This window comes from Bombella sp. ESL0385 (genome assembly GCF_009725755.1).
Lineage (GTDB): Bacteria > Pseudomonadota > Alphaproteobacteria > Acetobacterales > Acetobacteraceae > Bombella > Bombella pollinis.
The window spans coordinates 1-12,062 of record NZ_WNIJ01000004.1 but is presented as its reverse complement, the minus strand read 5'-3'; the positions used below and the strand labels follow the sequence as shown (position 1 = coordinate 12,062).

Genomic DNA, 12,062 nt, shown 5'->3' with positions numbered 1-12,062 from the left:
ATGAGACGTTGAAGGAAGAGCATTCTTATGGCCAATGTTACCGTAATCGGGACCCAGTGGGGCGATGAGGGTAAAGGCAAGATTGTGGACTGGCTGTCCAGCCGTGCCGATATTGTTGTGCGTTTTCAGGGTGGGCATAATGCCGGCCATACGCTGGTCGTTAATGATCAGGTGTATAAATTATCATTGCTGCCGTCTGGTTTAGTCGGGGGGAAGATTGGCGTCATCGGCAATGGTGTCGTGGTGGACCCCAAAGCTTTGATGAGCGAGATTGACCGCGTGACAGAGCAAGGCCTGACCGTCACGCCAGAAACACTCTGGATAGCCGAGACAGCTCCTTTGATTCTTCCTGTGCATGGGGCGTTGGATCGCGCGCGTGAGCAGGCTCGTGGTACCCATAAAATCGGCACGACAGGCCGCGGCATTGGTCCTGCTTATGAGGATAAAGTAGCCCGCCGTGCCATCCGCATTTGTGACCTGACCGAGCCTGACACGCTGGATTGGAAGATTGATGAGCTGTTGCTCCATCACAATACGCTTTTAGCCGGCTTGGGGGCAGAGACCTTCACAAAGGAGGCGATCCTCGCCTTCCTTAAAGAAATTACCCCGCGTTTGCTGCCTTATGCCTGCCGTGCGTGGGACCGTCTTGCCGAGGCCGACCGCGCTGGGAAGCGCATCCTGTTTGAGGGCGCACAAGCTGTCATGCTGGATGTGGACCACGGGACTTACCCCTTCGTGACCAGCTCCAACACAGTGGCGGCGATTGCTGCTTCTGGGAGCGGGATGAGCCCGAAATCGGTCGGTTTTGTGTTGGGGATTGCTAAGGCTTATACAACCCGCGTGGGGGAAGGGCCATTCCCGTCTGAATTATTTGATGATGTTGGCAAAGGCATGGCCGAGCGCGGGCGTGAGTTTGGCACTGTGACAGGCCGCCCACGCCGTTGTGGTTGGTTTGATGCGGCCATGGTCCGCCGGGCCGTGCGCGTTGGGGGCGTGAGTGGTGTTGCGCTAACAAAGCTGGACATTCTCGATGGTATGAAAGAGGTCTCCATTTGCGTTGGGTATGAGCTAGATGGGCAGAGGATAGAGCACTTCCCCTCCGCACCGGGTGCGCAGGCCCGTGTGAAGCCAGTTTTGGAGACCATGCCGGGTTGGGATGAAACAACAGGCGGTGCGCGTTCTTGGGCGGAACTCCCTGCCCAGGCGATTAAATATGTACGCCGGATTGAGGAATTGATTGGCGCGCCTGTTACGCTGCTTTCCACCAGCCCGGAACGTGAGGATACAATTTTGGTAACAGACCCATTTGAGGGTTGAATGGCCGGAATTGTGTTATGTGAGTGCCAGCCCGTTATATAACTGGGCTGGTATGGCATGAATCTTCTATTGAGAGGAATTGTAAGTTCGATGCGGAAATTATTATGTGCAGGGGCGATGGCTTTTGTGCTGGCAGGTTGTTCATCTTACGGCAATCGGGCCATTAAGAATGAGACGGCTGCAACGATTGATCAAAAAATCTAAGATGGTGTGACAACCAAGGATCAGGTTAAGACCATGTTTGGCGACCCGCTGGAGATTAATTACACTGATGGCGGTCGTGAGGTCTGGAAGTATGAGTTTAAAACTCTGCACGAGAATGGGGAGAATTACATTCCCTATTACTCAGCTTTCTCTAATGGTAGGCATGGGAAGGCCAAAACAGTGCTGCTTATTTTTGATGATAAAGGGCATGTTTGGCACCATACATTTGCGGAATCCAAGATTTCCACCCATAGCGGCGTAGCCGACTAATCCTTCTTTTTAAGAGGGGAGGATGAAAAAAGGAGTGCCCGTCATGGAGGCACTCCTTTTTTAATGTCATATCCTTTTATCAATAGGGGTGGTTATTGCGTTGGTACGTCACCCACTAAGCCACGGGCATAATCAGTAGCGGAGAAGGGGCGGAGGTCCTCTGCCTGTTCGCCAACACCAACGAGATGAACCGGCAACTTAAATTGCTCGGCCAAGGCGACCACAATACCCCCACGGGCAGAGCCATCCAGCTTAGTGACGACTAACCCACTGACATTGACGAGGTCGCGAAAGACGCGCACTTGCTCTAGGGCGTTTTGGCCTGTTGTGGCATCTAGGACAAGCAACACACTATGGGGGGCTGTGGGGTCAAACTTCTGCATCACGCGGATGATTTTGGCCAATTCATCCATTAAAGCTTGGCGGTTATGCAATCGCCCAGCTGTATCAACAAGGAGAAGGTCGGCTTGCTCTTCTGTTGCGCGCTTTAGCCCGTCATAAGCAAGGCCTGCGGCATCTCCTCCCGCCTTGCCCGCTATAACGGGTGAGTGCGTGCGCTCCCCCCAGATTTGGAGCTGCTCTACCGCCGCCGCGCGGAAGGTATCGCCGGCCACCATCATCACGGATTTCCCCTCTTGATGATAATGATGTGCGATTTTGCCAATGGTTGTCGTCTTGCCCACACCATTAACACCCACTACCAGCACAACATGGGGTTTTTTTGTGGTGTCTAGCGCAAAGGGGCGGGCCACAGGCTCCAACACGCGAGAGATTTCTGCGGCGAGGGTCTGGCGGATTTCCTCTGGGGTAATATCCTCCCCAAAGCTTTTCTGGCGGAACTGCTCTATAATCCGCTCCGCAACTGCCGGGCCCAGATCAGCCGCAATCAGCTCATCTTCCAATTCTTCAAGAGTGGCATCATCAAGTTGCCGTTTTACAAACACCGCATTAAGGCGCGCGCTTGAACGGGAGAGACCCTGTTTGAGTCGTGAGAAAAATCCAGCCATAGCAGACGACTTGGTGTGAGAAAGGGGGAGCCGTCAAGCCCTCCCTAGAGGATTTCTGCCAATAAAAGACCATCCTGCACCTTTAGGATGCGGATGCGCTCTAACCGCCCGCGTTGAGTAGGGGGCATGTTTTGTGGGGCAGAGGTGAGGGTAAAGGCGGCGAATTCTGGCGTATGGCCGCTTGTGGGGCTTTCCATAAGGACTGTTTTTTCCTGTCCAATAAAGCGGTGGAGGAACTGCTCTCTCACCTCATGGCCTAAGTGGCGAAGTTTCGCTGCACGTTCTTGGCGAATGGCACGCGGAATAGAGGGCATGCGTGCTGCTGGCGTGCCAGGTCGTTCGCTATAGGGAAAGACATGGAGGAAAGGGATAGCCTGCTCGGCGAGGAACTCATATGTCTCTTGGAATAACGCCTCCGTCTCCGTTGGGAAGCCCGCAATCACATCCGCCCCAAAGCCTGCATCAGGCCGCAAGCGGCGCACATGCTGCACTAACTTTGCGACATCCTGCGTATTATGGCGGCGTTTCATGTGTTTGAGGATGAGGTCCGACCCCGCTTGGAGCGATAAATGCAGATGCGGCATAAAGCGTGGCTCATCAGCGATGAGCTGCCATAAAGCATGGTCGCCTTCTTTAGGGATAAGAATCATGGGGTCGATGGAGGAAAGCCGCAAACGGGCAATCTCTGGCACTTCATCCAAAAGATGACGGCAGAGCTGCCCCAACCCCTGTCCCCCATGCTGCCATGAGGCAATATCCACCCCTGTAAGGACAATCTCACAATGCCCTGCCTCTGTCAGGGCACGCGCTTTGGGGATGATGTCTGCTAAGGACATAGAGGTCGATTGCCCCCGCCCAGCTGGAATCACGCAGAAGGTGCAATCATTATCGCAGCCTTGCTGTACTTGCAGTAACGCCCGAATATAGCGGGAAGGCGGTGGGGTGCGACCTGCCTCCTCCGGCAAACCCCATGTGGAGGGATGTGTCTTTTCCGTATTGGGGATAACCTTCGTAACACCGGGTAAAGCGGCCCAAGCCTCTGCTGCACGCTCGGAGGCACATCCAGTTACAATGATGCGCGCTGAGGGATTCTCCCGATGAGCGCGGCGAATAGCCTGCCGGGCTTGCCGCTCGGCCTCGGCTGTAACAGTGCAGCTATTGACGATGATGGTGTGCCCCTCTTGCCCTAACCCCTGTTGGGCAAGATGTTCCATCGCGTCACTTTCATGCGCATTTAGGCGGCAGCCAAAGGTGAGAAGTGTAACACTCATAGGGCGGGGGCCTGTCCCTCTGCCAGCCATGTCTCATCTAACGTACCGGTGAACACATGTTGGGCGGGGCCTGTCATGAGCACATAGTCATCATCCTGCCATGTGATGGTGAGAGAGCCACATTCCATACTGACAAGGCAGGTCCGTTCCACAAGGCCGCGCCGAGCAGCATTGACAACAGCCGCACAGGCACCAGAGCCACAAGCAAGGGTCAGCCCCGCTCCGCGCTCCCACACACGCAAGCGCAGATGGGTGGGGGATTGTATGTCCGCAAAGCCGATATTGGCACGCTCGGGAAAGAGCGGGTCCGTCTCCAAAACAGGGCCAAGTGTGGCGGCATCTTCGATAGAACGAAAGAGCGTGAGATGGGGATTGCCCATAGAGCATGCAGCCCCATCATAAAGGGGGAGATGGGCTGTATCACACGCATTGGCGAGGGGGATGCTCTGCCAGTCCAGATGAGGCTTACCCATGAGGACAGAAACAAGCCCGTCTGTTTGTGATGTGGGGAGGAGGCCATTTTGGGTTTGTAATGTAGGGTTCCCCCCTAATAAGGCCGCAACACAGCGGGAGGCATTACCACACGCCCCCGCCTCTGACCCATCAGGGTTGAAGAAGCGAACTAACACATCCGCCCCGGCGCGTGTGGGCGGGGAGAGCGTGACGAGCTGGTCACAGCCAATGCCGCGTTGGCGGTTACATAAACGGCTTATCAAGGTGGAGGGCAGGGTAAGGGGGGTTCTTCTGCCATCAAGAATGACAAAATCATTCCCTAATCCGTGCATTTTCGTAAAGGACATGCCCATAAGGCCCTCCTAGAGATGGATGAGATGGCTCTCTTTTATAAGCTTGTGGGGCTGGGGTAAAATGCCCCGTTATAGTGAGCGCATTTTTTCTTTATCTATGATAATGACCGACCTAGCGAGTAAAGGAAGGGAGCACCGTGCAAGGCTTACACGAGAAAGCATTTACACAAGCCTCAGCCGAGCCAGATAAAAGCTTCTGGGCCCGGCAGGATTTAGATTCATTAATGGATATGGGCGCGCGTACAGCCATTACAGCCCTGTATCGTACAGCCCTACCAGTAGGGGGGCGTAGTTTAGACCTTATGTGCGGGGCGATGAGCCATTTGCCAGAGGATGCGACCTTTCAAGAGTTCATCGGGATTGATGTTTATAAAGCCGCCTTGCAGGCGAATCCTGCATTAACGTCCTTTAAGGAGCAGGACCTCAACCAAGATACATCCCTACCATTTGATGATGCGAGTTTTGATGGGGCGTTGCTATGTGATGGCATGGCGTATCTCACTAAGCCACAACAGGTTTTGGAGGAGATACGCCGCATCCTCCGCCCCGGTGCCCCGCTGATTATCAGTTTTTCCGACAGATTCGTCCCTGCCAAAGCCGTGGCCATTTGGCAAGCGTTGGAGCCAGAGGACCGCGTACGCCTCACCAGCGCATTAATGCAGCGTGCAGGCTTTGTGGAGCTTGATACAGGCGAGGTTGTCCCCCCAGAAGACCTTACTGCATGGCAAGATACTGTACATGCTGTGATAGGCCGCTGCCCCGCTGGAAGTTGAAGCGGACGCGCTGCTTTTTAATTTGGTGGTGATCTTCTCTGGCTTTGTGGCAGGTAAAGGAGTATTTACCGCTTTTCTAGCTGTTATATTTTGGTTCGTAACAGCCCGTGTATGACCGAGTGTTCTTTGACGATGCCTTTTCCCGATACCCATCCCGCCTTAACTCGCGCCCTCGCAACGCGTGGCTATGAGCAGCCAACGCCCGTGCAAGAGGCCGTATTAGAGCCAGCGTTGGAGGGGCGGGACCTGCTCGTCTCCGCACAAACAGGCTCCGGCAAGACGGTTGCTTTTGGTCTAGCCTTCTCCTCCGATTTATTGGGTGAGGGGGACCAGATGGCCCCTACAAAAGCACCGCTTGCTTTAGTCATCGCCCCTACGCGGGAGCTTGCTATGCAAGTGCAGGCAGAGCTTTCTTGGCTATATGGTGAGACGGGCGCGCGTATTGCGAGCTGCATCGGCGGGACAGATGCCCGCCGGGAAGCCCGCGCCCTTACCAGTGGGGCGCATATTGTTGTTGGCACACCGGGGCGGCTTTGTGACCATCTCTCCCGTGGTAAGCTCAATCTCGCAGCTTTGCGCGTTGTCGTGCTGGATGAAGCTGATGAGATGTTGGATATGGGCTTCCGGGAGGAGTTAGAACAACTTCTGGACGCCTCCCCTAAGGACCGCCGCACCCTTTTATTCTCCGCCACCATCGCGCGGGAAATTGCCTCTCTGGCACGGCGTTATCAAAAAGAGGCTAAGCGGATTGATACCGTCTCCGGCCAAAAGCAACATGCCGATATCACCCATCGTTGCGTGGTTACAGCCCCGCAAGAGGTGGAGCGGTCGCTCGTTAATGTGCTGCGTTATTATGAGAGCCAAACCGCTATGGTGTTCTGCAATACGCGGCTTTTGGTGAATCAGGTGCAAGCCGCCTTGCTAGAGCGTGGCTTTGCCTCGGTCGCCATTTCTGGCGAAATGGGTCAGAATGAGCGTTCCCGCGCGATTGAGAGCCTACGTTCTGGGGCAGCGCGTGTATGCGTGGCAACGGATGTCGCAGCGCGTGGGATTGATGTCCCCGCTTTGGGGCTTGTTGTACATGCGAGTGTGCCTTCATCCTCCGATACCTTCTTGCATCGCTCTGGTCGGACAGGCCGTGCAGGGCGTAAGGGGGTGAGCGTGTTGATGGTGCCGTTTAACCAACGGCGCAAAGCGGAGCGCGTGCTCGCCCAAGCTCGCGTTAAAGCAGAGTGGGAGCCTGTCCCCACAGCAGAAGCCATTGCCGAGAAAGACGCTCAACGTTTGTTAGAAGACCCGATCTTGACAGGCGAGGTTGATGCCTCTGTCCCAGAGGAGATTGTGGCAAAGTTAGTCGAGCAGTTTGATGCCGCTCATTTAGCCCGTGCGTTAGTGGGCTTTCATAAAGCGCATCTACCGCGCGTGGAGCATATTCGTCCCGTCTCGGTAGAGCCTCCAACTCGTGGGGCGGTGCGCGAGGGCACGGGCCGTGGGCATGATATGTTCGGTTCGTGGTTCCGCCTTGGTGTGGGCCGTAGCGAGAAGGCTGACCCTAAATGGTTGATCCCTCTCATTTGCCGCCTCGGTGGGGTGCAGAAGCGCGATATTGGCAGCATCCGCATCCAGCAAGAGGATACGCTGTTCCAGATTTCTGATGAAAAAGTCGCGCGGTTTAATGCCTGTTGCGCTGGGGCGGATAAGGATGAAGTCACTATCGAGCCTGCCGAGGCCCCCGCTGGTGGGGCAGGCCCGCGCCGTGGGCGTGGTGGCCCGCCGGGCCGCCGTTTTGGGGCCCCGAAAGGACGTTTTGGCGGCCCCGGCGGTGGGGGGCGTCGTGAGGGGCGGGAAGGACGAGAGGGCCGCAGTGGTCCCCCGTCTTCAAAGCGTCGTTCTGGCCCCGCGCGTAATGGGGAGAAATCCTCCCGCCGCCGTAGCTGATGTCATAAGGGAGGGGGCTTACCCCTCCTTTTTGATGACCGCTAAACCACCCGATGCTTGGCAGACAGGCATAATCTCTAAATGATTTACATTCATATGGGCGGGGAGGTTAATCAACCATGAGACGGTCTCGGCAATATCAGCAGGCATGAGTGGCGTTGCATTTTCATAAACAGCGCGGGCTTTGGCATCGTCACGCAAACGCACATTGCTAAACTCACTACCGCCTACAAGACCGGGCTCAATAGTTGTGCTGCGTAAGGCCGTGCCGAGCAGGTCTGTGCGTAGATTCTTCATAAATTGGGCAACGAAGGCTTTTGTCGCCCCATAAACATTCCCCCCGCGATATGCGTAATGCCCTGCCGTACTGCCGATGGAGATAATATAACCACGGTTACGCGCCACCATACCCGGCAAGATTGCGTGGGTAATTCCCACAAGGCCGGAGATGTTGGTGCCAATCATGGTCTCCCAATCCTCAATGGAGGACTCTTGGGCAGGGGTTACACCCAAAGCAAGACCGGCATTATTGATGAGGACATCAATAGCCCGCCATTCCTCTGGCAAGCTGTCTGGCAGAGCGCGCAGGGCGGCATGGTCCTGCATATCTAATGTGAGGGGGAGAAAGTGCGCGCCCAATTCTTTATGGAGGGCAGCGAGTCGCTCACCCCGGCGGCCTGTCCCGATGACACGATGCCCTTCTTTAACAAGGCGCGTGGCTATTGTACGGCCAAAGCCTGCCGTAGCCCCTGTGACGAGAATAATCTGTGATGGCGACATAGTGCGCACTCCGCTCTATGATGTGTAAAAAACAGCACCATATCTTGTTATGATGGCTGCTCATATTGTTTGTAAGAGGTGTTCATGCCGATTCTTGCCCCTCATGAGATATTGACGGACCGTTTGCTCATTGCCAGCCCTGTTTTGGCGGGGACGGAGTTTGCTCAAACCGTCATTTATCTCTGCGCGCACTCTGCGGAGGCTGGGGCGATGGGGATGATTGTTAATCGCCGTCTCACCCACCCAGATATTGGCGAGCTGCTCAGACAGCTTGATGTCTCACCCAACCCACCACAACGCTTATTTGGTGTCGGTGTTGGTGGGCCGGTAGAGCCAGGACGTGGCTTTGTCCTCCACACGCCCACCTCTTTGGGCGAGCAAGGGGCTAAGCGTCGTCTCTCCGTTCTGGCGGAAGAAGGCCCCGTGGCAGAGGTCAGCGCAAGCCTTGAGATGATTAAAGAGCTCGCCGCAGGGCGGGGGCCAGAGCAAGCTATGCTCCTTCTTGGTCATGCAGCATGGGCGGCCGGACAGTTGGAGGAGGAGATTCTCCACGGCAATGCGTGGTATGTCGCCCCGGCACAGGCCGATATTATCTTTGACGTGGACCCTTCCTCAAAATGGCAACGCGCTTTAGCCAGCGTAGGGCTGGAGCCCGCTTCACTCTCTGCATCTGTAGGGGAGGCCTAAGCGTAACACGCAAAGCTGCCCTTCCATTGCCATAAGCCTCATTTCGGCTCACATAATTGATGCGGGGATAATCTCGGAACGCCCTCTTGAAATAGGCGTCATCGTGCCTAAATTTTAGGCACAGCATGTCGCCATAATGGGGCAGGCTGGACATTCATCGCTGCCAAAAATGGGGCGAGACGGAGAGGCAAGATTATGGATATTCAGAAGTTTACAGAGCGGAGCCAAGGCTTCATTCAAGCGGCTCAGACCATTGCTCTGCGTGATTATCACCAGCAATTAACGCCAGAGCATTTGCTCAAGGCCCTGTTGGATGACGAGCAAGGGGCCGCTGCGGGCCTGATTCGTGCAGCAGGGGGTGACCCTAAATCTGTTCAACACGCTAATGATGCCGCCTTGGCGAAATTGCCAACCGTGCAAGGCAGTGGGGCGTCACAACCTCAACCAACACCGGATTTTGTACGTGTCTTAGATGGTGCAGAGGCTGCTGCCAAAGCCGCCGGTGATAGCTATGTCGCGCAGGACCGTCTTTTAGCGGGTATTGCTGCGAGCAAAACCCCCGCCGGGGAGGCTCTGCGGCAGGGCAAAGCGTCCGCTCAAGCGTTGGAAGGGGCCATTGCCGCTGTACGCAAAGGCCGTACAGTTGATTCAGCTTCGGCTGAAAATAACTTCGATGCGTTGAAGAAATATGCGCGCGATGTCACAGCCCAAGCGCAGGAAGGTAAGCTGGACCCCGTCATCGGGCGTGATGAGGAGATTCGCCGTGCTATCCAAGTGCTGGCACGCCGCAGCAAGAACAACCCGGTACTGATTGGCGAACCCGGCGTTGGTAAGACCGCCATTGTGGAGGGGCTGGCTCTACGCATCGTCAATGGCGATGTGCCAGAGGCTTTGCGCAATAAGAAGCTGCTTTCCCTCGATATGGGCGCATTGATTGCCGGTGCGAAATATCAAGGTGAGTTTGAAGAACGTCTGAAGGCCGTCCTCAAAGAAATTGAAAGTGCCGAGGGGCAAATCATCCTCTTTATTGATGAGATGCACACCCTTGTTGGGGCCGGTCGCTCTAGCGGGGCGATGGATGCCTCCAACCTCATCAAGCCAGAACTCGCCCGCGGTGTGTTGCACTGTCTTGGGGCCACAACGCTGGATGAATACCGCAAATATATCGAGAAGGATGCCGCCCTCGCACGCCGCTTCCAGCCGGTTTTTGTGGGTGAGCCCTCTGTGGCGGATACAATCTCCATCCTGCGCGGGATTAAGGAGAAGTACGAGCTGCATCATGGGGTGCGGATTACCGATAACGCTTTGGTCTCAGCTGCCACGCTGTCCAACCGCTACATCACGGACCGCTTCCTCCCCGATAAAGCTATCGACCTGATTGACGAGGCCGCGAGCCGCCTGCGGATGCAAATCGACAGCAAGCCCGAGGCTTTGGACGAGCTAGACCGCCGCATCATCCAGCTCAAGATTGAGCGTGAGGCGATTCGCAAAGAGGATGACACAGCCTCTCGTGAGCGGCTCGAAGCGTTGGAGGCGGAGCTTGCCGACCTACAAGAGAAGTCCGATGCGATGAGTGCAGCGTGGCATGCGGAGAAAGACCGCATGAACGCTGTGCAGAAATATAAGGAAGAACTCGACCATGCACGCTCAGAGGTTGAGGTTGCGCAACGTCAGGGGAATCTCCAACGGGCCTCTGAGTTGATGTATAGCCGCATCCCTGAGCTAGAGCGTCAGATTGAGCAAGCCCAGCAGGCTGAAGCACAAGCAGATGAAACCGGCCTTTTTGCCGATACGGTGACAGACCAAGGCATCGCTGCGGTTGTCTCCCGTTGGACAGGTGTGCCCGTGGACCGGATGCTAGAAGGTGAGCGGTCCAAACTCATGCGTATGGAATCCGTCTTGCGGGAGCGTGTCGTAGGGCAGGAATCAGCCTTGGTTGCTGTCTCTAACGCAGTGCGTCGTGCGCGTGCGGGCTTGCAGGACCCCAACCGCCCGATTGGTTCCTTCTTGTTCCTCGGCCCTACCGGTGTGGGTAAAACCGAGCTTGCCAAGACGCTCGCGCAGTTCCTCTTTGATGATGAACGCGCCTTGCTGCGGATTGATATGAGCGAGTTTATGGAGAAGCACTCCGTCTCTCGTCTCATCGGGGCCCCTCCGGGCTATGTCGGTTATGATGAAGGCGGTGTGTTGACCGAGGCCGTACGGCGTCGTCCTTATCAGGTCATCCTCTTTGACGAGGTGGAGAAAGCGCATGAGGATGTTTTTAACATCTTACTTCAGGTGCTTGATGATGGCCGTCTGACAGACGGGCAAGGCCGTGTGGTGGATTTCCGCAATACCATCATCGTGCTGACGAGCAATCTCGGCTCTGAGATTCTAGCGCATCAGAAGGATGGCGAATCCACCGAGTCCGTCCGTAATGAGGTGATGGAGGTTGTCCGGGCGCATTTCCGGCCGGAGTTCCTTAATCGTCTGGACGAGATCATCCTGTTCTCCCGTCTCCAACGGGCCGATATGGGGCAAATTGTGGAGATTCAGCTTGGGCGGCTGCGGCATCTTCTGGCTGATCGCAAAATCACCCTCTCTCTGGATGATAAAGCACGGGAGTGGATGGCCGAGGCTGGGTATGACCCCGTCTATGGTGCGCGCCCATTAAAGCGGGTCATCCAGCGTGAGTTACAGAATCCTCTTGCGGGCCTCCTGTTAGAAGGGACCATCCATGATGGGGATGAGGTGACAATCTCCGCTAATGAGCAAGGGTTGCTCATAAATGGACATGCCACCGCTCAGAGCTAAGCGGAGGAGGTAACTTGGTAAAAAACCGCCCGTTTTGGGCGGTTTTTTTATTTTTGAGCAGAAACTTTGAGAAAGTTTAAGGAATCGGGTTGCGTGGGTTTTGTGGTGTGGGTATAAGGCGCTCTACCGGCGGCGCTGGGGCGGGAGTTCTGGGGTTGTTTGGGTGGTCATTGAGAATTGAATATTGGTTAATAAGTAGAGACTGGAAGGGAT

The 12,062-nt window shown here is 55.6% G+C and carries 10 protein-coding genes; 6 read left to right on the top strand and 4 right to left on the bottom strand.

Features of this window, described 5'->3' with window-relative positions; all coding sequences use genetic code 11:
* The first annotated feature begins 27 nt into the window (after positions 1-27).
* Both GM557_RS08145 and GM557_RS08140 read left to right on the top strand, forming a co-directional pair.
* Positions 28-1,317, top strand: coding sequence for an adenylosuccinate synthase (locus tag GM557_RS08145; RefSeq protein WP_155573861.1), 1,290 nt, complete (start codon positions 28-30; stop codon positions 1,315-1,317).
* A 210-nt stretch (positions 1,318-1,527) separates the two neighbouring features.
* Positions 1,528-1,791, top strand: coding sequence for a hypothetical protein (locus GM557_RS08140; protein ID WP_230880652.1), 264 nt, complete (start codon positions 1,528-1,530; stop codon positions 1,789-1,791).
* Between the two features lie 92 nt (positions 1,792-1,883).
* On the opposite strand, the gene ftsY is transcribed toward GM557_RS08140, so the two are convergent.
* From ftsY to dapF, 3 genes are read right to left on the bottom strand one after another with little or no spacing between them, the layout of a single operon-like run.
* Entirely contained in the window at positions 1,884-2,798 is a 915-nt protein-coding gene (ftsY, locus tag GM557_RS08135; RefSeq protein ID WP_155573860.1) for a signal recognition particle-docking protein FtsY, read from the bottom strand.
* A 44-nt stretch (positions 2,799-2,842) separates the two neighbouring features.
* Positions 2,843-4,069, bottom strand: a complete 1,227-nt coding sequence (locus GM557_RS08130) for a MiaB/RimO family radical SAM methylthiotransferase (protein WP_155573859.1) — start codon at positions 4,067-4,069, stop codon at positions 2,843-2,845.
* Positions 4,066-4,875, bottom strand: a complete 810-nt coding sequence (gene dapF, locus GM557_RS08125; protein ID WP_155573858.1) for a diaminopimelate epimerase — start codon at positions 4,873-4,875, stop codon at positions 4,066-4,068. Before dapF ends, GM557_RS08130 begins: the two co-directional genes overlap by 4 nt.
* 137 nt (positions 4,876-5,012) lie before the next feature.
* Here dapF and GM557_RS08120 point away from each other — a divergent pair, with 137 nt between their 5' ends.
* Both GM557_RS08120 and GM557_RS08115 read left to right on the top strand, forming a co-directional pair.
* Positions 5,013-5,648: a class I SAM-dependent methyltransferase gene (locus tag GM557_RS08120; RefSeq protein WP_370513459.1), complete on the top strand. Its 636-nt coding sequence runs from the start codon at positions 5,013-5,015 to the stop codon at positions 5,646-5,648.
* A gap of 132 nt (positions 5,649-5,780) precedes the next feature.
* The gene (locus GM557_RS08115; RefSeq protein WP_155573914.1) at positions 5,781-7,586 is read left to right on the top strand and encodes a DEAD/DEAH box helicase; all 1,806 of its coding nucleotides are present in this window, start codon (positions 5,781-5,783) and stop codon (positions 7,584-7,586) included.
* Between the two features lie 18 nt (positions 7,587-7,604).
* On the opposite strand, the gene GM557_RS08110 is transcribed toward GM557_RS08115, so the two are convergent.
* Positions 7,605-8,366 (bottom strand): SDR family NAD(P)-dependent oxidoreductase, encoded by a 762-nt coding sequence (locus tag GM557_RS08110; protein WP_155573857.1) that lies wholly within the window; start codon positions 8,364-8,366, stop codon positions 7,605-7,607.
* Positions 8,367-8,450: 84 nt separating this feature from the next.
* Here GM557_RS08110 and GM557_RS08105 point away from each other — a divergent pair, with 84 nt between their 5' ends.
* Positions 8,451-9,053, top strand: coding sequence for a YqgE/AlgH family protein (locus GM557_RS08105; RefSeq protein WP_099027405.1), 603 nt, complete (start codon positions 8,451-8,453; stop codon positions 9,051-9,053).
* Between the two features lie 195 nt (positions 9,054-9,248).
* The gene (gene clpB, locus GM557_RS08100) at positions 9,249-11,849 is read left to right on the top strand and encodes an ATP-dependent chaperone ClpB (protein ID WP_155573856.1); all 2,601 of its coding nucleotides are present in this window, start codon (positions 9,249-9,251) and stop codon (positions 11,847-11,849) included.
* Positions 11,850-12,062: the final 213 nt, after the last annotated feature.

What these genes read in the sequence shown, in the direction of transcription:
- dapF (WP_155573858.1), bottom strand. Translation starts at nt 4,875, where the DNA reads ATGGGCATGTCCTTTACGAAAATGCACGGATTAGGGAATGATTTTGTC.
- GM557_RS08145 (WP_155573861.1), top strand. Translation starts at nt 28, where the DNA reads ATGGCCAATGTTACCGTAATCGGGACCCAGTGGGGCGATGAGGGTAAA.
- GM557_RS08105 (WP_099027405.1), top strand. Translation starts at nt 8,451, where the DNA reads ATGCCGATTCTTGCCCCTCATGAGATATTGACGGACCGTTTGCTCATT.
- GM557_RS08110 (WP_155573857.1), bottom strand. Translation starts at nt 8,366, where the DNA reads ATGTCGCCATCACAGATTATTCTCGTCACAGGGGCTACGGCAGGCTTT.
- GM557_RS08115 (WP_155573914.1), top strand. Translation starts at nt 5,781, where the DNA reads ATGCCTTTTCCCGATACCCATCCCGCCTTAACTCGCGCCCTCGCAACG.
- ftsY (WP_155573860.1), bottom strand. Translation starts at nt 2,798, where the DNA reads ATGGCTGGATTTTTCTCACGACTCAAACAGGGTCTCTCCCGTTCAAGC.
- clpB (WP_155573856.1), top strand. Translation starts at nt 9,249, where the DNA reads ATGGATATTCAGAAGTTTACAGAGCGGAGCCAAGGCTTCATTCAAGCG.
- GM557_RS08130 (WP_155573859.1), bottom strand. Translation starts at nt 4,069, where the DNA reads ATGAGTGTTACACTTCTCACCTTTGGCTGCCGCCTAAATGCGCATGAA.